Below are 21,558 nucleotides of genomic sequence, written 5' to 3'. Positions count from 1 at the left end.
TTACACCAGTTTCGCAGGCAACCGCCCGAGCATGTCGAGGCATTGCGCTATCTGAACGACCGAGACGTATTCGTCCGGTTTATGCGCCTGGTCGATTGAGCCGGGACCGCAGAACACGACGCCCATACCCAGCCCTTGGAAGATATCTGCCTCGGTGTCAAAGGGCACTACATCGGCACCATTGGCGCCAGTCTGTTCCATCTCGATGTCACGGGCCTCGTTGTTGTCCATCGGTTCCAACCCGTCGACCTCTCCGATCACTTTGGTCTGAATGCCCGCGTCAGGATGAACCGGCTGCATTGCGGGAATTAGGAAATGGGCGCAGAAACGGTGCAACTCATCCTTGACGTATTCCGCATCAGCCTCTTGTACGGGCCGCATTTCCCATTCCACCCGTGCCTTGCCCAGGGTAACGTTATGGGCCATTCCACCAAAAAACGCGCCCGTGTCGACTGTGGTCCAAGGTGGTTCAAAACGGCTGTTTGCCAAAGCACGGCCCTGCAGATCGGCCTTCAGTTCCAGCAGTTTCGAGACGTAACGCACGGCATATTCCACCGCGTTCACGCAGCGATCGGGACCCGAGACATGCCCCTCCAGACCGGTGAAATGCGAGGTGTATTCATAGCAACCCTTGTGGCCTTCGATGATCCGCATCGAAGTGGGCTCACCGATGATTGCCACTGCGGGCTTGATGCCCTTCTCGCGCAGAGTGGCGGCCAGCGCACGGGCGCCGAAACAGCCGACTTCTTCGTCATAGGTAACAGCAAAATGAACCGGGCGCTGCAGATCAAGCCTTGCGTGTTGCGGTGCCATGGCAACGGCGGCGGCGATAAAACCCTTCATGTCGTGGCTACCGTGTCCGAACCATTTGCCGTCCCGTTCCTCCAACGCAAGGGGTCGGACGACCAGTCCTGATCAGCCATCGGCACCTCATCGGAATGGCCGGACAGCACTATGCCACCGTCGCATTTCGGCCCGAGCGTGGCAAAAAGGTTGGCCTTTGTTCCGGTCTTGTCGGGCCAGATCTCGACCTCTGCCCCGCAGTCGGCCAACCTTTCCGCAAGGTGCTTGATCATGTCCAGATTGCTGTCTGATGAGACCGTGGGGAAGTTGATCAGCTCCTGCAGCGGAGTCTTGGTTTCATCTCGCGCGCCCAAGGTTTAGTCCTTCACAAAGAGCTTGCGTTCGACGTTGCACAGCGCCTCGGCGGGGCCGCTTTCGGTGATGACAATGGTCTCGGTGGTCTCTAGACCCCAGTCATCCAGCCAAAGGCCGGGCATGAAGTGGAAAGTCATGCCGGGCTGCAGGATGGTCTTGTCGGTCGGGCGGATCGAAACGGTGCGTTCACCCCAATCGGGCGGATAGCTGAGGCCGATCGGGTAACCACAGCGCCCGCCACGGTCGATGCCTACTTTGGCCAGTTCCTCATTCAGCGCATTGGCAATGTCACAGGCCCGATTGCCGGCGCGGGCCGCTTCGAGACCGGCCTCGAGGCCGGCGGTCAAGGCTTGGGAGGCGTCGAGCATGTCCTGCGGTGGCTGGCCAAGGAATACGGACCGGCACAACGGTGCATGATACCGGCGATAACATCCTGACAGTTCGAAAAAAGTGATTTCGCCCGACTTCATTTCGTTGCCATTCCAGGTCAGATGAGGCGCAGTGGCATCGATACCTGAAGGGGTCAGTGGCACGATGGCCGGATAATCGCCCCAGTCATCATCAACGCCGGTAATGCCCGCGTGAAAAATATCAGCCACCAATTCGTTCTTGAGTAGGCCTGGTTTGGCCTTTTCCAGCCCGACACGGACGATCTTTTCCGAGATTTTGGCAGCTTTGCGGATGAATTCCATCTCTTCACCGGACTTCACCCCGCGCTGCCAGTTCACCAGTGCGGTGGCATCCACCAGCGTCGCGTTGGGCAGCTCCGCACAAAGGACTGCGTGAGCCTTGGCGGAATAATAGTAGTTCTCCATCTCGACACCGATGCGGGCCTTTTCAAACCCCAACGCCTTGAGATGCCCGGCGAGATCCTCCATCGGGTGGCAAGTGGTGGACTGGATATAATGATCGGCATAATCAAGCACCTTGTCGTCCTTCATCCACACGGTCCGACGCGCACCGTTGGCATCCTGAACGCGCCCCCACCACAAAGGATCGCCCTCCATGCCCAGAATGACACCCTGATGTACATAGAAGGACCACCCGTCATACCCCGTCAGCCAGGCTTGGTTGGACGGGTCCGTGGCAAACAGAACGTCGATACCGGCGACATCCATGGCTTGACGGGTCTTGGTAATCCGACGGTCGTATTCCGCTTTGCTGAAAGGAGCATGTTCAATAGGCATGAGAATTCGCGACCTTGTCTCAGGGGCTTCTGCAGCCACCCTATTTGTGCTCAACGGTCCGTCAAACAAAAAAAGTCTCATGCAAATCCCCGCAGCCTGACCCTAGGCCTTCGGCCAGAACTCGATAAACCTCCATGACAAAAATTGAAGCTGGCATCCACGCAGGGCACAAGGTGTAAAGGCGATTCCAGCAGAAGGACTTATTTGGTTTGTTTCGCGATTAATAATTTTGACACGGCAGGGAGAAGTCTGGCGTCGAAATGGTGACGAAGTTCCGGTCAACCATACCGCGTCGATTGAAAAATCGGGTGCTCCAAGCTTAAGGGCTGGCACGTTGAGCAAACTACTCCCTTTACAAAAAGGTTCCATGGCGCTGCCCTAGGCACATAAATAGGTAAAGACTCATAGCCAATAGATCACGATTGCCGACAGGAACACCTTCGGGCATCGGCCGTATCGGGTTGCCACCCGCGGCCAGTCATGGAGCCTTCCAAACATGAACTTGATGCGGCTGCGCCGTTTGTAATGGCGTTTGTCGTATTACACGGGTGTCATGCGCTGCTTCCGACCGGGGATGCAGGCGCGTATCCCTTTGTCTTTCAACGGGTCTCGAAGCCAATTGGCGTCACAACCTCGATCTCGAGGGTGAACGGCCTCGTCTGACTGGTCCAAGTTGATTGTTAGTGCATCATCGGCCTTTGATCCATCGGGATGGTGGTTTCAGGAGCGGTCGGACGGTAGCCCAAAGCGCTGTGGGGCCGCTTTGTGTTGTAGTACTTCCTCCATTCTTCGATGGTTATCCGCGCTTCACGCAAGCTGTAAAAGATCTCGCCGTTTAGAAGTTCATCCCTCATCCGCGCGTTGAAGTTTTCGCAATACCCATTCACCCAAGGCGACCCTGGTTCGATGTAGGCCGTCTTCGCGCCGACGGTGGCAATCCAATCTCTGGCGGCCTGGGCGACGAATTCGGGGCCATTGTCTGAACGAATGGAACTGGGTGCGCCACGAAGTATGAACAGATCCGTCAAAGCATCGATCGCGCCGGTCGAGTTCAGCTTCCGCTTGACCCTAATTGCCAGACATTCCCTGCTACGTTCATCAATGATGTTCAACGTCCGAAACGCATTGCCATCTTCGGTCGGCAATGAACAAAGTCATAGCTCCACACATGGTTCCGATGCTCCGGCCGCCGCTGAACACATGATCCGTCATTCAGCCAATACCGTCCCTTCTTCGCTTGCTTCATTGGCACTTTCAGCCCCTCTCGCCGCCACAGGCGTTCAACCCGTCCGTCGCTGACAGACCACCCCGCTTCCCGAAGCAGTGCGGCGATCCCGCGATAGCCATATCGACCGTACTGTCGGGTCACCTCGATCATATCGGCGACCAATCTGTCCTCGTCCGAACGACCTTGCGGGATGCGCCGTTGGGTGACTCGGTGCGGTCCCAACACGCGGCAGGCACGCCGCTCAGATACCTTGAACTGGGCGCGAACCTGGTCGATGCAGCCCGGCGGCGAGCGGGGCTCAGAAGTTTCCCTTTGCGGCCTCCGTCAGGATCAATTTGTCCAACGTCGGATCGGAAACCGCACGCCTCAGCCGCTCGTCCTCCTTCTGAAGTCGCTTCAGTTCCTTCAACTGATCTACGCTCATTCCGCCGTATTTCTTTCGCCAACGGTAATAAGTCTGTTCAACAACGCCGATCTGTCTGATCGCATCCAAGCGGGACATACCTTGCCCCATCAGCACCTCAACCTGTCGTAACTTAGAGACAATCTCTTCGGGCTTCGGTCGCTAGTTTGCCATTCTTGGTCCTCCGTTTCCTAAACATAGGCGTGGACCAATTCAGTTGCGGAGGTTCAGGGTGCACCAGGAGGCCCAAACAGAAATGAAGCCTGAGAGCCATCCTCTCCCATCGTTAGGGTCATAGATGCCAGCAACATTTCGATTGCTTCAATGTGGATCTTGCTGGGCGACATTCGAGACTTCGCAAGCTAGTGACATCTGACAACTAAATTCAGCACCGATAGACCGCCAGAGGTAACTTTAGTTGGTGGAAAGGTAAGTTAACTGGTCAAAAGGCAAAATATCTCTGCACTTGACAGTTTGATTTATTTGGTCGGAGTGAGAGGATTCGAACCTCCGACCCCTGCCTCCCGAAGACAAGGAACAGAGGCCCAGTATAATTTGTTTTCCTCTTTTTCCAGAAACTGTTCACGGACATGGGCCGGACAAGGCTCGAACTGTTTGAGTATTGGTCAAAACTCCTCTTTGGGTTTCGAGGTCCGCGTAGCATTCAGTACCAATTCCTGCTGCGCGTGACGGTAATTCACAAGCAATAACCGTGTAGTGCTCGTATCAAGCCGATCGCCAAACACTGGCCGAGTTCGCCCATCGGCTACGTTCTTGGCCGTCTCAGTTGCGGTGGGCGAGATTTGTGAGCGCTGAAGCTATGTCACTGCGCGTCGGCTCAGAGCCTAAGGTGCCATTTCTGCGCGGCCTGAGAATGGATGCATCCCCAAATCTACCTACAACGCGACGATTCTTACGGATTTCCGCTGCGCACATGGGTCGAGCCGGTTCCACTTCCCACCGTTTTTACAGTCTCAGTCAAGACGGAACCCGATCTTCATGCCGACCTGAAAGTGGGCAACCTTGCCGTCCGTGACATGCCCGCGGATCTCGCCGATTTCGAACCAGCCAATGTGGTCGATGGTTTTGGATGCCTTAGCAATGGCCCCACTCACTGCATCTTCAATGCTTTCCGTGGAACTCCCCACCACATCAACAGTCTTATAAATTGCATCACTCATGACTTGCCTCCTCATTTTGCGCGCAACTCGGCGATCTAACCACGGAAACTCAGCGCATCGCCGATATCTGGAACACCCAGTTCACGCGCGTTGCGGCGGCCTCCATAGTGGCTCAAGTATTGAACCCCGGGCGATCGCAACTCCAATCAATTTAGCGGACTTTTTTTTCCCATGTCAGCCTGATCGACGTCGTGAGCCCTTAGGCCGCCACCAACGGCGTTGCCTCATTAACTTTAGGTCCACAAGGAAATCCTGATGTACGAATTTTAAGATGCTCGGGTGGCGGCATTTCAGGCGTCAATAGTTTCGAGACGGTGATATGGGATTGTTAAGGGCGGAGCGACGATGTGCGGGAACGCAAAAACAATTCCGAATGGCCGAGTGGGTAGCCACGAAACGCTGTATGCGAGTAGTCGGTCGGGTTGTACCTCGACAAGTTGTCGCGAACCCCCAAAATTGGCCGCCCAATGGGCTTCAGGCACCTGTTACGGTCCATTCTAACTTTTACAATATACACGAAACTCGGAAATAATAGTGATCCTGCGGCCATAAACAGAGTTGGCCGGCCTGTAAAATGGGCGTATTTTGTTGAAAAACTCTTCCTTGATCGGTGCATGAACTGCTGATTCAATTCTTCCAATGGGTGGGAGGATTGAGCGATGTTGGGACCGAGGCAGGAAGCGCAATCGTCGCTGTTCTATGAGTTCTCATTGGAGAACCACGTTCCCCAAGATCACTTGCTTCGGTCGATTGATCGCTTTGTCGATTTGAGCAGCATTCGAGTGCATCTCGCGGATTTCTACAGCCACACTGGTCGTCCATCGGTCGATCCTGAGCTGCTGATCCGTATGCTGCTGGTCGGTTATTGCTTCGGCATCCGCTCTGAGCGACGGCTGTGCGAAGAGGTGCATCTGAACCTGGCATATCGATGGTTCTGCCGCCTCGATCTGACCGACCGTATCCCGGATCATTCCACGTTTTCCAAGAACCGACACGGGCGTTTCCGGGAGAGTGAGCTTCTGCGTCATCTGTTTGAAACAACTGTCGCGCGGTGCATCGAAGAAGGTCTGGTCAGCGGTCAGCGCATGGCAATCGATGCCAGCTTGATCGAAGCCGATGCAAACAAACAAAACTCAACGCCAAAGGAAGAATGGGATGCATCAACCATCGATCCAGAAGATGCGCCGCGCGCGGTCCGCGAATATCTCGACACTCTGGATGAGGCGGCTTTCGGAGCTGCGAGCGAGGTGCAGCCCAAGTTCACCTCGCATTCTGACCCTGCCAGCCAATGGACCGCGGCCCGCAAAGGTCCTGCTTTCTTCAGCTATTCCGACAACTACCTGATCGACACCGACCATGGGGTGATAGTCGATGTGGAAGGCACCAGATCAATCCGGCAGGCAGAGGTCGGATCGACCAAGACGATGCTGGACCGCGTGAAAGCGAAGTTCGATCTAAACCCGGAGCGTCTGATCGCGGACACCGCCTATGGCACCGGGCCGCTCTTGGGCTGGCTTGTCGACCGCAACATCGCCCCGCACATTCCGGTCTTCGACAAGTCCGGGCGCAACGATGGCACCTGGACGCGGGCGGATTTCGAGTGGGATGCAGAAAACGATCAGTACATTTGCCCTGAGGGCCAGGAACTCAAGCAGTTCCGCCGCAACTATTCTGACCCAAACCGAGGGCCAACTGGCAAGGGCACGGCCCGCTACCGCGCCCTGAAAGACGTTTGCCAGGCCTGTCCATCAAAAGCCAAATGCTGCCCTAATGCCGATGCGCGCAAAATCACCCGCGAAGAGCACGAAGACGCTCGCCAGGTCGCCCGCGAGATCGCCAAAACCCGCCAATACGACATCTCGATGAAACTCAGAAAGAAGGTCGAGATGCTCTTTGCCCACCTCAAACGCATCCTCGGTCTGGGACGGCTCCGATTACGCGGACCATGTGGTGCCAATGACGAATTCCTCCTCGCCGCCACCGCCCAAAACCTCCGCAAATTGGCCAAGAAATTTCCTGCACCGCAGCAAACGCGCAAAGCCTGATCAGAAAGGCGCTCGCGCTCTGTTCAGCGCATCACTTTCTGCGTCAGCAACACGTTGTTTTTCAACAGAATGGGCGGAAAGCAGTCCTTCGCTGCAAGTGCATTATTTGCGTGAGTGAGGACTATAAGTGGACGTCACAGTTTCAATTATCGGCAAGTGCAATTTGTATCCGCGACCAATTACGCTTCACGGCGCGAAATCAGTGTGGCTTTGAATCCTGAGCGGTATAATCAGCTATCGCTACCCGGCTGCCATGGTGCCAGATCCCGGTCAGCCAAGAGGCGAAGGCTTCGGCAAAGTGTGTGTCGCGGCCTAAGTCACCATAAAACTGGCTTTGTTCGATCCACAATACTGGATTAGCTTGGGACGCCAGCGCGGTTTTTTTCAAGTCGTCCCATTGGGGGTCGTTTGGGGCGATTTCGGAGCCATCTTCACGAACGCCTGCACACATCCGGCACCAGAAAGCTTCAGCCAGCGCGAGCCCGCTAATCGATGAGCCAGACGAAAGTGCGTCGCGCAGCGACGGTAGCAGGAACCCCGGGTGCCGTGCGGATCCGTCAAACGCGACCCGCCGTGTTGAGTCGAGAATGGCAGTATTCGCAAAACGCCCCGCAACTAACTCATGGTATCCCTTTGGTGTTGTTCCCGGGACAGCTTTGACATGCGGTAGAATCTCTTCTGCCTGCACCTTTCCAAAAAACGCAACGATGTCTGGGTCCTGCATGCAATCCGATATCGTCGGGACGTTCAGAATTTCCCCAACATTTGCAAGCAATTGGTGACCACCGTTCAATATGCGTAGTTTCATCGTCTCATAAGTGTGCACGTCGTCGGTCAGCGTTACCCCGACCTGTTCAAGAGGCGGTCGTCCAGCGCAGAAATCATCCTCGATCACCCATTGGCGAAAGTTTTCATGCGAGACCGGCGCACGGTCGTCGATCCCAAGCGCACGGCACTGCGATATCACCTGCTCGGTCGTGGCGGGCACGATGCAATCCACCATAGAGTTTGGAAACGCGCCGTTCAGGTCGATCCAGTTGGCCAGATCAGGATCGGACATGCGAGCCAATCCAACAACGCAATTTCGAAGTATCGCGCCATTGCCCTGAAGATTGTCGCAGCTGAGTGCGGTGAAGGGTTTCAGACCGTCGGCTCGGCGCTGCCCGAGCGCGGCAACGATGGCTCCAAATGCTGTGCGGGGCTGGTCGGGGTTTCCAGCATCGTGGCGAATATCTTCGTGATCTGTGTTGAATGCACCAGTGTTGGCGTCCAGAAAATACCCGCCTTCGGTCACAGTCAGAGACACAATCCGAATTGCCGGGTCCGTCATCTTTCGGATCAGTGCCGCGTTGCCCTCCTCAATTGGCAGATAGTCGATCATCGGACCAATCACTTCGGCGGACAGCCCCTTCGGGTCCAATTTGATCAACGTTGTTAAACAGTTTTGTCTCAGCAGTTTTTCACGCATCTCGGTGTCATAGCTGCGCAAACCGGCCCCAATGATCGCCCAATCATTGGCCTGACCCTGCTGCATCAGCTGGTGGATAAACCACGCCTGATGCGCGCGGTGAAAATTGCCCAACCCGATATGAACGATCCCCGGTTTCAGGTCCGAGAGCTCATAGTCCATACTCCTGACAGTCGCAGGCAGGTCCGTTAAGTTGTCACGTCGTAGCCGTATCGGAAGTTTTTCGTTCGCCAGAGGGTCCATCAGCTCAACCAGTTTCCGCCGTCGACATTGTACGTTTGTGCGACGATGTATTTGGCTTCGTCAGATGCCAGGAATACAGCCATCCCGGTCAGATCTTCGGCACGCCCCATGCGGCCGTAAGGAACAGCTGCGGCTACTTCGCGTTTCTTCTGGCCGCGAGGTTTGCCTTCGTGTTTTGCGAAGAACGCATCGACACCGTCCCAATGATCACCGTCGACTACGCCCGGGGCGATAGCATTTACGTTGATTCCGCTTGAAATCAGATTCAGCCCTGCCGACTGTGTCAAAGAAATGATCGCCGCTTTGCTGGCGCAGTAGACGGCGACAAGAGGCTCGCCCCTTCGCCCGGCCTGCGACGCCATATTGATGATCCTGCCTTTGATCCCGTGTTCGATCATGTGTCGTGCGACGGCTTGCATCGTGAACAGAGCGCCAGCAACATTGATGTCAAAGACCCGGTTGTAGTCGGCGCGCTCGATCTCAACGATTGGGGCAGCGGTGAAGATGGCAGCGTTGTTGATCAGAATATCGATGGGCCCGAAATGTGCAGTTGTCTGCGCGACCGCCTCATCGATACTTTGTTGGTTGGTAACATCCATCTCGATGGCCAATGCAGCCTCACCGATTTCAGCCGCTGCGTCCCGCGCCATTTGGCTGTCTATGTCGGCAATGGCGACACGCGCGCCTTCCTCAACATAGGCTTTGGCAAAGGCCAGTCCGATGCCGCGCGCGGCCCCCGTGATCAGGGCGGTTTTGCCTGCCAGACGTGTCATTCGATCCGCAAGCCTTTCTCGTCAAACCGGTGGATCACGTCGGCACGTGGTGTCAGATGGATGCGGTCGCCGTGACGGAAGGCGACCTCGCCATCTGCGCGTACTGTGATCGTTTCGGCCAGACCGGTTTCGTGGACGTGGAAGAAGGTGTCAGACCCAAGGTGTTCGGATACGCTCACCTTACCCGACCACGTGCCTTCGCTGTCTGACACAGCTATATGTTCAGGGCGGATTCCGATAGTATGGGCTCCGTGTTTTGAAGCCTCTTCGCCTTCGATAAAGTTCATCTTTGGCGAGCCTATGAAGCCTGCGACAAACAAGTTTTGAGGGGTGCGGTAGAGTTCCAACGGACTGCCAACCTGTTCGATAACACCTGCCTGAAGTACGACAATCTTGTCGGCCATGGTCATCGCTTCGACTTGATCGTGCGTAACGTAGATCATCGTGGTCGCCAGACGCTCATGCAGTTCGCTGATTTCCAGCCGCATGCCGACGCGCAACGCAGCATCCAGATTAGAGAGCGGTTCGTCGAACAGGAAAGCTGCAGGTTCTCTTACAATAGCGCGCCCAATGGCGACCCGCTGGCGCTGACCACCAGACAATTGACCGGGGCGGCGGTCGAGGTAATCAGTCAGGTTCAGGACACTGGCCGCGCCTTCGACGCGTTTGTCGATTTCAGCTTGATCCAGTTTCGCCATGCGCAGTGGGAAGGCGATGTTCTTACGCACTGTCATATGCGGATAGAGAGCATAAGACTGGAACACCATAGCCAGACCGCGCTTGGCGGGGGGCACGTCGGTAGCGTCTGCCCCATCGATGTCGATGGAACCGGATGTGATATCCTCCAGCCCTGCGATCAGGCGCAGCAGCGTGGACTTGCCACAACCCGAGGGGCCGACGAAGACGGTGAATTCTCCATCCTGAATGGTCAGGTCCAACGGAGGAATGACCTGCACGTCGCCGAAGCTTTTGGTCACGGACTTGAGTTGTATGCGTCCCATGAGGAGTGCTCCTTATTTCACAGCGCCGAAGGTCAGGCCGCGGACAAGTTGTTTCTGGCTGAACCAGCCGAGGATCAGGATTGGTGCAATCGCCATGGTCGAAGCCGCACTTAGCTTGGCAAAGAACAGGCCCTCGGGGCTTGAATAACTGGCGATGAATGCGGTGAGCGGGGCCGCGTCAACAGCGGTCAGATTTAGTGTCCAGAACGCCTCGTTCCATGCCAGAATGAAATTCAGCAGAACCGTCGAGGCGATTCCGGGCACGGCCATGGGTGTCAGGATGTGGAGGATTTCCTCTTTCAGCGTTGCCCCGTCCATCCGCGCGGCTTCCAGAATCTCGCCGGGGATTTCGCGGAAGTAGGTGTAGAGCATCCAGACGATGATCGGCAGATTGATCAGCATCAGCACGACGACCAGTCCTCCACGCGTGTCCAGCAGCCCAAGCCGAATGAACAGCAGGTAAATCGGATAGAGTACGCCCACGGCAGGCAACATCTTGGTGGACAGCATCCAAAGAAGGATGTCCTTCGTTCGTTTGGACGGAACAAATGCCATTGCCCAAGCGGCGGGCACCGCGATGATTACACCCAGAACGGTCGAACCGCCCGCGATGATGACCGAGTTCCACAGGAACCGCATGTAGTCCGAGCGTTCCTGCACGATGGCATAGTTTTCCAGCGTCCAGTTGAAGTTCAGAAACAAAGGCGGGCTGGCAATCGCTTGCGCCTCGGTCTTGAAGCTGGTCAGGATCGTCCAAAGGATCGGGAAAAAGATCAGCAGACCAACGGCCCAGGCAAGGGCGGTGTTCAGCGATTTACGACGGGGTGTGACTGCGCGGGCCATGGTTCTTACCTCCTCACGCGTCCAGGTTTTTGCCGACGATGCGCATCAGGAAGATGGCAACGATGTTGGCAAGGATGATTGCGTACACGCCACCTGCAGATCCGAGGCCGACATTCTGGCTTTCCAGCACGCGCTGAAAGATCAGGTAGGTGAGTGTGCGGGTTCCGAATGCGCCGCCGGTGGTTACGAAGATCTCGGCAAAGATGGACAGCAGAAAGATCGTCTGGATCAGAATGACAATCGTGATCGCGCGGCTCAGATGCGGCAGGATGATGTGATAAAAGCGTTTCAGCGGCGGCGCACCATCCATTTCGGCCGCTTCCAGCTGTTCGCTGTCCAGCGACTGAATCGCGGTCAGCAGGATCAACGTCGCAAAGGGCAGCCATTGCCATGACACGATCATGATGATCGAGGTCATCGAGGCCTCGGACAGCCACGAGATAGGCTCGGCCCCAAAAAAGCGCCACAGATGGGCCAGCAAGCCGTTCACGGGGTCCATGAACATGTTTTTCCAGACCAGAGCTGACACGGTGGGCATCACAAAGAAGGGCGCAATCACCAGAATGCGGACAACGCCTTGTCCCCACATCGGCTGGTCCAAAAGCATCGCCAGGAGAATTCCCAGAACTACGGTGATCACCAGCACGCCTCCGACGATCACCAGCGTTGCCTGCACTGCGGGCCAGAACGAACTGGAGGAGACAAAGCGGATATAGTTGTCGAGCCCGACCCAGCCCAAATCACCACCGCGCAGAGGCAAGTATTTCTTGAAGGAAAAATACAGCGTCATCGTTAGTGGTACGAGCATCCAACCAAGCAGCAGGATCACTGCAGGTGCCATCATCAGTCGAGCAACCGATCTGGAATGTTGAGTAGCCATAACGCAAACCCTCTCTGTTCAGGCGTAACCCAGCCTGCGAGAATAAACCGAGTTGTGGAAGGTTTGAGCGGGGGGCAGACCTCTGCCCACCCGCCGGGGAGGATGCCTCAGTAACCTGCGGCTTCCATTTCTTCAGCGGTGAATGTTTGTGCTTTTTCAAGTGCTTCTTCCACCGTTTGCTGCCCGGCGTAAACCGCCGAGAACTCCTGGCTGACCTGTGTGGCGATGCCTGCAAATTCCGGAATGGCCGCGAACTGGATGCCGACGTAAGGCACCGGTTGCACCGTCGGATCGTTCGGATCAGCCGACAGGATCGAATCCAGCGTCATCTTGGCGAACGGAACCTTCTGATACTCGGGATTTTCATACAGAGAGGTGCGCGCACCCGGCGGGACGTTGGCCCAGCCTTCGTTTTCGGCCACCAGCTCGATATAGTCTTTGGACGTTGCCCATTCGATGAATTGCTTTGCGGCGGCCTCCTGTTGTGTTCCGGCCGGAATGGCCAGCGCCCAAGCCCAGAGCCAGTTGGATCGCTTGTCAATGCCTTCCGAATTCGGAGCCAGTGCGAAGCCGACTTTGTCCGCCACGGTCGAATCGTTGGGATTGGTCACGAAAGATGCCGCAACGGTGGCATCAATCCACATCCCGCACTTGCCCTGCTGGAACAGCGACAGATTTTCGTTGAATCCGTTCGTGGCATAACCCGCAGGTCCGGATTCAGCCATCATCTCCACGAAGAAGGTCAGCGCTTCGTTCCATTCGGGTTGGTCAAACTGGGGCTTCCAGTCTTCATCAAACCAACGTGCGCCGAACGAGTTCCCGGTCACGGTAATGAAAGCACCGCCTTCACCCCAGCCGGCCTTGCCGCGCAGGCAAATACCGTTGATATCATTGTCACGATCCGTCATCGCTGCTGCGGCTTCGCGGATGAACTGCCAGGTTGGAGCTTTCGGCATTTCCAGACCAGCTTTTTCCATCAAGTCTGTGCGATACATGATCATCGAGCTTTCGCCGTAAAACGGTGCCGCATACAGAGTGCCGTCATTGCTCAGCCCGTTGCGCATCGCAGGCAGGATGTCATCCACATCATATTCAGCGGATAACCCCTCCAACGGCACCAGCCAGCCGTTGGCACCCCAGATCGGGGTCTCGTACATGCCGATGGTCATAATGTCGAACTGGCCGCCTTTGGTGGTGATGTCGGTGGTCACACGCTGACGCAGAACGTTTTCTTCCAGCGTCACCCATTCGACGTCGATCCCGGTCGCTTCGGTGAATTTGTCGGTATAGCCCTGCATCCGGATCATGTCGCCGTTGTTCACGGTGGCGATTGTAATGGATTGCGCTTGGGCTGCTGCCGTGGCGACGAATGTCAGCGCAGTCGCCGCACGTAATGCGTTCTTCAGGTACATCCCTGTCCTCCCTGAGCTTGGATGTCGTGCCGAGAGAGTAGATCGGAAATTGTCGCGCCGTCAATAAAAACTTTACGCGCGTTAAAATTGGGAATTTATGCAGAATCCCTTAAAACAAGCCTTGCAGGGAAAAGCGTTTCCGTTCGCGTGTCAAATTTTCCCCCATTTTCAATAAGTTCGAACAAGGTTTCGACGCTGCGCCCGGCAACGTTGTCATAGTCATGCGCAGCGGTTGTCAGGGATGGGCATGTAAACTTTGCGAAAGGATGATCGTCATTCGAGGCCACTCGCAGCGTACAGTTGTCTTTGCGACCGACCCGAATCCCCTGTTCGTAACATGCCGCAAGAAATCCAATCGCCAATCGGTCATTGCTGCACAAGACTGAGTCAGTTCGCAGTTTACGTTCTTCCAGGAGCTTCAGTGCGCCCTTGTGGCCGATTTCTTCAAACGCCCAACCTTTGCCGTCGACCTTGATGATATGAGGCTCAAACCTGAGGCGTTCCATAACTTCAACATAGGCCTTCCTTCGTTTGTTTGCGTTCGGGTTCGCAGGTGTGCGCATCTCGAAGAACGAGGGCGGTTCGCCCGTACGGGTCATGTATTCGACAGTTTGTGAGACAAAGCTGAAATTATCCGATCCAACAAAGGCGGCACCCAAGCCATCAAGGTTACTGTCAAACAAAACAGTCGGCACACTGGCGCAGAACTTCTCGATCGCCGATCTGTCCGAGACGCGCCCCAAAGGTGCCAGCAGAACGCCAGCGGGCTTCATAGATTGCAGACTGTCCAGAATGTCGTTTTCCAGTTTTTGTTCGCCGTGCGAGCTGAACAGGGATGGGCGATAGCCTGCTGCTATACAGCTTTGCTCCAGATATCGCGCGATTTCGGCAAAGAACGGATCGGCAAGATAAGGCACTACGATGCCGATATTCTTGGTCAATTTTCGGTTCTGGTTCACCGCATAGATATTCGGTCGATAGTCAAACCGTTCAAGCGCTTCTTCAATGCGGGCCCGTGTTGTGGGCCGAACACTGTCCGGATCCTGAAAGTACTTGGAAACCGTGGGCCGGGATATCCCGCTGAGGGCCGCAAACTCTTCCATATTCTTTATTTTGGTCATGCCGGTCTGCCTGCGGATCTTCGCCGCCTTGATCTTATCATAGTTTTACATATTCTTTGCGCGCGCTAAAAAATCAATAGCCAGACAGGTGCTACGCGGGGCAAGAGGTTCAAATGTATCTCGGGATCGATATTGGAACGTCAGCGGTCAAACTTGTCTGCGCGGATACTGATCGAATTGTTGCGACGGCTTCAGTAGGGCTCGAAACAACCTCGCCACAACCGGGCTGGTCAGAGCAGCACCCGGGTCATTGGTGGCGCGCAACACGCGCTGCATTGCAGCAGCTTAAGGGGCAGGTCGCATTGTCGGACGTGAAGGCCATCGGGCTGTCCGGACAGATGCATGGCGCCGTTTTGCTGGACCGCGCTCTGCGCCCAGTCCGCCCGGCGATCCTGTGGAATGACAGCCGGGCAACGCGAGAATGCGATAAGCTGTATGCGGCCCAACCGCAGATAGGTCAAATCGCGGGCGTTCTTCCATTGCCGGGCTTTACTGCACCCAAGATTGCTTGGCTAAAACAGCATGAACCAGACAGCTACGCCCGTATTGCCCGTATTCTGTTGCCAAAGGACTATGTCGGCTTTCGCCTGCATGGAGAGTTGACAACCGATACATCCGATGCCGCAGGGACACTGTGGTTGGACCAGGCTGCACGCGAATGGCATGTCAGAGTAGCCGCCGCTACAGATGTTGATTTCGACTGGCTGCCACAGGTGGTCGACGGTCACAGTGTTGTAGGAGCGGTGACTGCGCAAGCCGCGTCCGAGACCGGATTGAAACCCGGCATACCTGTTGTGGCTGGTGGCGGAGACGCGGCCACGGGGGCGGTGTCTCTGGGCGCGACCGAACCGGGGCGTGGGTTCATCTCTCTGGGAACGTCCGGCCAGCTGTTTGCGGCGGATATTGAGTACAAGCCCAACCCTGAATGCTATGTGCATGCTTTTGCGCACACGCTGCCCGGCCGTTGGTATCAAATGGCCGCAATGTTGAACGGCGCAAGGCCCATCTCGTGGATTGGCGGGCAATTCGGGCTGTCCGCTGCTGAAGTTGTTTCGCTTGCTGAATCGGTCAGCGGTGATCGCGTGCCGGTTTTCCTACCCTACCTGACAGGCGAACGCAGCCCACTTGGGGATCCGAAAATTCGAGCATGTTTCTTTGGCCTTGAGGATTCTACAACACGCGCAGAAATCTGCCGTTCCGTGGTTGAAGCTATTGCCTTTTGTTTTGCCGATGCCGCGCAGAGCTTCGGCGACACTATCGGCAGTTTGTCGGAACTGGCCGCCATAGGAGGTGGCAGTCGATCAGATCTGTTGTTGGGCCTGATTGCAACGGTAACCGGGAAACCCATAGTACGCTCAGATGGGGCGGATTCTGGACCGGCCTATGGCGCAGCTCGGCTGGCAGCCTGTGGTACCGGTGCATTGGCCATAACCGATCTTTCGGATCGCCCTTTAACAACGGACAGGTTCGAGCCCGCTGACCCGGCAGCACTGTCCGAGCGATTGACGCGGTTTCGTAGGCTTTATACTGCGGTGAGTACTGTCGACTGATCGCCGTCCGGTCATCTTCTGTAGCCATGTCGCCTTCATTTGTGTCGATCAGGTGTATAGGGGCATCTCTCTAAGGTGAAGGGAAGCATTGGGCCGCCAGCGTAATCATTCAGATTCATAGATTTGCTCTTCAATCAATAGTACAACATCCGCTTCGATGTTAGTGCAGAGTAGGTTTGCCACCTTGGCGAAAAGTCCGCTTTGGGAAAACCGCAAAGCAGCGTTGATGGAACCAATCAACGGCGGCTTTGGGCCCGACTTCGAAGGCAGTTGGTCTGAGTTTGAAGAAGATGCGGCGACGCGTCTGATGACCGCTGGGAGCCCAAACAGCCTGTTTCTGCACATCCGACGAACAGGCGCGAAGCGAGTGACAGCGGCCGTCGTCTGCAATGAGAACAGCCCGCACTGGGTATTACTTTCGTGGATTGCATGTGCCAGAATAGATTTCGGGTCATACACCACAGAACTCCCAAGTGAGCACCACAATTTGGTTTAGGGATCACGAGTTGCCACCAAAGCTCCTGTCGAGAAAGTCCGTAGATTTTCTTACGAACCAATCTAAGGTGTCGGTCGGATTTTCCTTCCTGGTGACAAGAACCAATCGATCATCCGGAAGCGTTGAGTCTGAAATCGGAATCCTGAAAAGCTCTTTTGCGCCTGAACGATTCTTGATCGTATAAAGAACAGTTCCCAAAGAAATAAACCTACCGGAATCTACGAGCGCGTGGATCATTGTGATAGAATCCGTTTTTATCCAGGGCTCGTAATTTTCATACCTTTCTCCCAGTTGTTTTCCTATCTCTTGGTAGACCGGCGCTCTCACAGATGACGCGACCATAGGGTACTCAAGCGCCTCTCCAAGACTTACTGAATCCCGGATTGCCAAAGGATGTTCTTGGGAGGCGAGGATACCAACCTGCAACTGATGTTCCACCTTTGTAGCTACCCCAGGATCATCCTTGGACAAGAACGTGAAGCCAACATCTGCCTCACCCTGAAACACCGCCTCACAAACTTGAGGCGATTGCTTCAACAAGGTGCGAAACCGCACAGCCGTGTTTTCTTCAAGACAATCGGAAAGCAGATTGGGTAAAAATGACGAGGCGATGCTGTCGGTGGCAGCAATATCGATTACTTTTGTGCGCTTTCCGATAGTTGCCTCGAGCTGGATCTGAGTGCGCTCCCAATCTCGCAGTGTGCTGCCGATGTGAGCAAGCAGAATACGCCCCGTATCCGTCGTGCGAACGCCATCCGTACCGCGTTCAAAAATTCGAATGCCAAAATGATACTCTACCTTCTGAAGCTGACGGGTGATGGATGACGACGACACGTTTAACCTGCGCGCTGCTTCACGGATTGATCCATGCCGATTGACGGCATCAATGTATTTCAACGCAATTCCGTGCATTCCTGCCCCATCCGAATAAGGTTTCTGAGCTTGGAGACCCCATTCAGAGTGTATCAGGGGATGCATAAATCGCAACGATACGCTGCGATCTATGTTCTTTTTGCATCAGGTGTCCCGCATTAAGATCGAAATTGGATTTCTTGCGTGGGAGGCATGCAGGAAAGCAAAAACTGACGCTGGCATACAGGAGGAGATGCCATGAATGATTTTGTCGAGGGACGTTTGGAATCTGGCGAAGCTAAATCGCCGAAGGGCTTACTTGAGAGGTACTTCAGGCTAAGCGACAACAATACAACCGTCGGATCAGAGGCGATGGGCGGGTTGGCGAATTTCATGACGCTGGCCTACGTCATCATCGTTCATCCACTTATTCTGTCGAATGCTGGAATGGATCAGGCGGCACTGACCACAACAACGATCATAGCTATGGTCGTGGTGACGGCGGCTTGCGGCCTTTATGCAAAAATGCCCTTTGTGCTTGCTCCTGGCATGGGGGCGAATGGGTTCTTTGCGTTTTCCATAGTTGGCGCAGGATTGGCAACCTGGCAGGGCGCTTTGGCCGTCAACTTCATCTCAGGCGTAATTTTCATCGTAATTACGGCGCTGGGAATTCGGCGGTTCATGGTGAACATAATGCTTGCGGGAATGAAGTTTGCACTGGCTCCGTTGATCGGTTTGTTCCTGTGTTTGCTTGGCCTGATGAACATGGGCATTCTTGAACACGGCCGCCGCTCAATGGTTCTGGGCGACATTCATACGCCTGCTGCAGTTGTCGCTGGTATCGCCTTCATTACGATCTTGTTCTTTCAGGCGCGCAAATCCAAAGGCGCAATCGTATACGGTATTCTGCTTGCTACCGCCGTCGGTGTGCCGCTTGGTGTGACAACCGTTCCAGACAGCTTGATCGGGCTGCCCTCTTCCATTGCACCGATTTCTTTTCAGCTTGATCTGAAAGAAGCCATGAATTTGGCGTTCATTCCACTGATATTTGCTTTCTTCGTATCGGATTTCTTCGGCACCACAGCCACACTTTATGCTGTCGGGGGCAAGATGGGTAAACTCGACGAAAAAGGAGAATTCGAAGAAGCTGACAAGGTATTCATGGTGGACGCAGTTGGGACGACCGCCGGGACACTTATCGGTACGTCCACAATAACTACCTACGCAGAATCAGCCGCTGGCGTTGAAGCAGGCGGACGTACAGGTCTTACCGCCATATTCACGGCACTCATTTTCTCTGTGATGTTGTTGTTTACTCCCATCGCTTTGATGGTGCCAGCAGCTGCGGCGGGTGCTGCTCTGTTCCTGGTTGGCGCCAGTATGCTCACGACGCTTGAAGGCATGAAGTTCGACGATCCAACTGAATTCTTGCCAGCGATCATCTCGGTAATCATGACCGCGTTTACGTTTAACATCGCGACAGGTCTGAGTGTCGGCATCATTCTTGCGGCCGCGATGAAACTGTTTGCTGGCCGTGGTCGAGAGGTGCATTGGTTCCTGTACGTGATGTGCGTTCCCCTAGTTTACTACTTGCTGACCCTTGCGTGATCCGGCGGGCTCAGGACCTCGGCCCGGCGATCCCGGGAGGCGGAACAATTTCCTCCCGGTTTCGCCTCCCGGCTCTGAGCAACAGGCTCCAGAAGACTGTAGCATCGGAAAATCTGAAGTCCGCCGTTCAATCGAAAGTTCGAATGCTCAGGAAGGAGCATATTTCATGGACATGAAGCAATTCATTCAGGAGATGCCGAAGGCAGAACTGCACCTCCATATAGAAGGAACGGTTTCTCCAAAGCGCGTTCTCGAATTGGCTGACCGAAATGGGGTAAACATTGAATTCAAATCGGAAAAGGAGCTTTTGGATGCACAAGACTATGGCACGCCTCCTTTGGAGAATTTCCTGAAATATCATTACATGTGTTCAGACGTTCTTCGAACAGGCCGGGATATTTTTGAAATCACCCAGGACTATTTGGAAAAATGCGTCATAGAAAATACACGGCACGTGGAGCTTTCATTCGATCCCCAAGGCCATTTGGAACGCGGGATTGAGTTTGGCGAGCTGATTGATGCTCTCAACAAAGCACGCAAGGATTCTCCTGTCTCGACACAATTGGTTATGTGCATGAACCGAGACCGTACGCTGGAGAGCGCGCTCGAAATGCTGAAGCTGGCGGAGGACTACAAGGACGATATTGTCGGCTTGGGTTTGGATTCTGTCGAAGAAGGAAATCCGCCGGTTAAGTTTCAGGAATACTATGATCGTGGACGAGAGTTGGGTTTTAAGCTCACTGCTCACTGCGACTGCGATCAGAATAATGCTGTGGAGCACGCTCGCCAGTGCATCCATGATCTTGGCGTACATCGCATTGATCATGGCGTACATGTCATGGACGATCCGCAGCTGATTGAAGACGTTAAGGAACGTGGGATCACGTTGACCATGTGCCCGACCTGGCGCCTGGGGGATCCGGGGCCGCGGCGAATTCCAGCGATCCGCAAGATGCTGGAAATGAACGTTCCAGCATGCCTCAATACAGATGATCCCGAAGAATTTGCCAGCAGATACATGTCAAACATGCTCAGCGTCGTTCAGGAACAGGGAGAATTCTCGGCTGAAGAAATGACCCAGTTCATGAGGAACGCATTCGTTGGATCTTGGATACCAGATGCTCGACGAGGAGCTTACCTGAAGGAATTGAATGCACACCTGAACACATTCAAATACAAGTCCGATACATCTTGAATACTTGAATGAGTGGTCGGAAACTGAACCGAGAACGCATTCATCCTTCGAGAACAGAGATCGCGTGCGCCATTCTAGAGAGAATGCGGTGCCTTTCACCGGGTGCAGCGACTGACTGGTTCCCGCCACTGTGAATTTCATCACAGGCGCGAAGCGAAGAATTCTGACTTTAGTATCGACGCCTTGGAGCAAACCCTCCGACTTCCAGTCGGACCTGCTTCAGCGCGGAGAATCGTGTTGTGACCTTACCCTCTGGAAAATGAGCCGGAGCCGGTCGTGAGGCTCATTTTCCAGAGGGTAAGGTCATGCAATATGACACTGGCAAACACTGCGTTTTCTATCATCGCTACCATATTGTCTGGTCGACCAAGTATCGCTACTAGGTGCTGAGAGATGGGGTGCGCCTGCGGGTGCGCGCCATCATCCGTCAGGTCTGTCGCGAGAACGAGGTCGACATCTTGCGCAGGGTGTTGTCGAGCGACCACGTCCACGTGTTCGTGTCGGTGCCGCCGAAGATCGCCATCTCGGATCTGGTGCGCAAGATGAAGGGGCGTTCGTCTCACAAGGTACAACGGGAATTTGCCGTTCTGCGCAGGCGCTATTGGGGTCGCCGGTTCTGGGGCAGGGGGTATTTCTCAACCACCAACGGAGCCATTACCGAAGACATCGTGCTGCAATACCTCAAAAACCACATCGCCGATCCTACCGACGCCAGTCGGTAGTCGTTCAGTACGTTGCGTAGCGAAAGTTTTGTTTGTTGCGCTGTCCATGAATTCAGTTGACCATTGACTTCGCGCGTGCAGCGAATGGCAGCAATGCGAAAGCTGCGCTGCGGCGTCGAGTAGTGAGGCCAATGGCATCTGTGGGTGGCTCCTGCATTGCAAGAACTTTTTGGTGATGTTTGCGGGTATTTT

Annotated in this window: 15 protein-coding genes and 4 pseudogenes; 5 read left to right on the top strand and 14 right to left on the bottom strand. The window is 54.9% G+C overall.

Annotation, left to right across the window (positions count from 1 at the left end; translation table 11 throughout):
* The 5 genes and pseudogenes from argE to GOX66_RS14770 all read right to left on the bottom strand — a co-directional run bounded on the left by argE (position 1) and on the right by GOX66_RS14770 (position 5,157).
* Positions 1-1,157 (bottom strand): annotated as a pseudogene (gene argE, locus GOX66_RS14790) (acetylornithine deacetylase).
* A gap of 3 nt (positions 1,158-1,160) precedes the next feature.
* The gene (locus GOX66_RS14785) at positions 1,161-2,345 is read right to left on the bottom strand and encodes a M24 family metallopeptidase (RefSeq protein ID WP_170763506.1); all 1,185 of its coding nucleotides are present in this window, start codon (positions 2,343-2,345) and stop codon (positions 1,161-1,163) included.
* A gap of 402 nt (positions 2,346-2,747) precedes the next feature.
* Positions 2,748-2,984 (bottom strand): annotated as a pseudogene (locus GOX66_RS14780) (transposase); the annotation flags it as partial.
* Positions 2,985-3,025: 41 nt separating this feature from the next.
* Positions 3,026-4,120 (bottom strand): annotated as a pseudogene (locus tag GOX66_RS14775) (IS3 family transposase).
* A gap of 830 nt (positions 4,121-4,950) precedes the next feature.
* Positions 4,951-5,157: a dodecin gene (locus tag GOX66_RS14770; protein WP_170763505.1), complete on the bottom strand. Its 207-nt coding sequence runs from the start codon at positions 5,155-5,157 to the stop codon at positions 4,951-4,953.
* A 659-nt stretch (positions 5,158-5,816) separates the two neighbouring features.
* Here GOX66_RS14770 and GOX66_RS14765 point away from each other — a divergent pair.
* Positions 5,817-7,202 carry an IS1182 family transposase gene (locus GOX66_RS14765; RefSeq protein WP_170763504.1) on the top strand — a complete coding sequence of 462 codons (1,386 nt, stop codon included), beginning with the start codon at positions 5,817-5,819 and terminating at the stop codon, positions 7,200-7,202.
* 199 nt (positions 7,203-7,401) lie between these two features.
* Here the strand turns inward: GOX66_RS14765 and GOX66_RS14760 are convergent, their stop codons facing one another.
* The 7 genes from GOX66_RS14760 to GOX66_RS14730 all read right to left on the bottom strand — a co-directional run bounded on the left by GOX66_RS14760 (position 7,402) and on the right by GOX66_RS14730 (position 14,961).
* Entirely contained in the window at positions 7,402-8,913 is a 1,512-nt protein-coding gene (locus GOX66_RS14760; protein WP_170763503.1) for a mannitol dehydrogenase family protein, read from the bottom strand.
* Positions 8,913-9,686: an L-iditol 2-dehydrogenase gene (locus GOX66_RS14755; protein ID WP_170763502.1), complete on the bottom strand. Its 774-nt coding sequence runs from the start codon at positions 9,684-9,686 to the stop codon at positions 8,913-8,915. The genes GOX66_RS14760 and GOX66_RS14755 overlap by 1 nt, the downstream gene beginning before the upstream one ends.
* Complete coding sequence (locus tag GOX66_RS14750) at positions 9,683-10,687, bottom strand: ABC transporter ATP-binding protein (protein ID WP_170763501.1); 1,005 nt, start codon at positions 10,685-10,687, stop codon at positions 9,683-9,685. The genes GOX66_RS14755 and GOX66_RS14750 overlap by 4 nt, the downstream gene beginning before the upstream one ends.
* 12 nt (positions 10,688-10,699) lie before the next feature.
* Complete coding sequence (locus GOX66_RS14745) at positions 10,700-11,530, bottom strand: carbohydrate ABC transporter permease (RefSeq protein WP_170763500.1); 831 nt, start codon at positions 11,528-11,530, stop codon at positions 10,700-10,702.
* A 13-nt stretch (positions 11,531-11,543) separates the two neighbouring features.
* The gene (locus tag GOX66_RS14740; RefSeq protein WP_170763499.1) at positions 11,544-12,410 is read right to left on the bottom strand and encodes a carbohydrate ABC transporter permease; all 867 of its coding nucleotides are present in this window, start codon (positions 12,408-12,410) and stop codon (positions 11,544-11,546) included.
* A gap of 107 nt (positions 12,411-12,517) precedes the next feature.
* Positions 12,518-13,822, bottom strand: coding sequence for an ABC transporter substrate-binding protein (locus GOX66_RS14735; protein WP_170763498.1), 1,305 nt, complete (start codon positions 13,820-13,822; stop codon positions 12,518-12,520).
* Between the two features lie 95 nt (positions 13,823-13,917).
* Entirely contained in the window at positions 13,918-14,961 is a 1,044-nt protein-coding gene (locus GOX66_RS14730) for a LacI family DNA-binding transcriptional regulator (RefSeq protein ID WP_336509486.1), read from the bottom strand.
* Positions 14,962-15,056: 95 nt separating this feature from the next.
* Here GOX66_RS14730 and xylB point away from each other — a divergent pair, with 95 nt between their 5' ends.
* Positions 15,057-16,493, top strand: a complete 1,437-nt coding sequence (gene xylB / locus GOX66_RS14725) for a xylulokinase (RefSeq protein ID WP_170763496.1) — start codon at positions 15,057-15,059, stop codon at positions 16,491-16,493.
* Positions 16,494-16,598: 105 nt separating this feature from the next.
* Here the strand turns inward: xylB and GOX66_RS14720 are convergent, their stop codons facing one another.
* Together GOX66_RS14720 and GOX66_RS14715 are read right to left on the bottom strand one after the other, a co-directional pair.
* Entirely contained in the window at positions 16,599-16,952 is a 354-nt protein-coding gene (locus tag GOX66_RS14720; RefSeq protein WP_170763495.1) for a hypothetical protein, read from the bottom strand.
* Positions 16,953-16,992: 40 nt separating this feature from the next.
* Positions 16,993-17,901 (bottom strand): LysR family transcriptional regulator, encoded by a 909-nt coding sequence (locus tag GOX66_RS14715; RefSeq protein ID WP_170763494.1) that lies wholly within the window; start codon positions 17,899-17,901, stop codon positions 16,993-16,995.
* A gap of 198 nt (positions 17,902-18,099) precedes the next feature.
* Between GOX66_RS14715 and GOX66_RS14710 the strand changes: the two genes are divergently transcribed.
* The 3 genes and pseudogenes from GOX66_RS14710 to tnpA all read left to right on the top strand — a co-directional run bounded on the left by GOX66_RS14710 (position 18,100) and on the right by tnpA (position 21,366).
* Positions 18,100-19,449 (top strand): NCS2 family permease, encoded by a 1,350-nt coding sequence (locus tag GOX66_RS14710; RefSeq protein WP_170763493.1) that lies wholly within the window; start codon positions 18,100-18,102, stop codon positions 19,447-19,449.
* Positions 19,450-19,615: 166 nt separating this feature from the next.
* A complete protein-coding gene (add, locus tag GOX66_RS14705; RefSeq protein WP_170763492.1) occupies positions 19,616-20,644 on the top strand; it encodes an adenosine deaminase in 1,029 nt (342 codons plus the stop codon).
* 305 nt (positions 20,645-20,949) lie between these two features.
* Positions 20,950-21,366: pseudogene (gene tnpA, locus GOX66_RS14700) on the top strand (IS200/IS605 family transposase).
* The last annotated feature ends 192 nt before the right edge of the window (positions 21,367-21,558 follow it).

This window comes from Ruegeria lacuscaerulensis (assembly GCF_013031245.1).
Classification (GTDB): domain Bacteria; phylum Pseudomonadota; class Alphaproteobacteria; order Rhodobacterales; family Rhodobacteraceae; genus Ruegeria; species Ruegeria lacuscaerulensis_C.
This window is presented reverse-complemented; position numbering and strand designations above follow the sequence as displayed.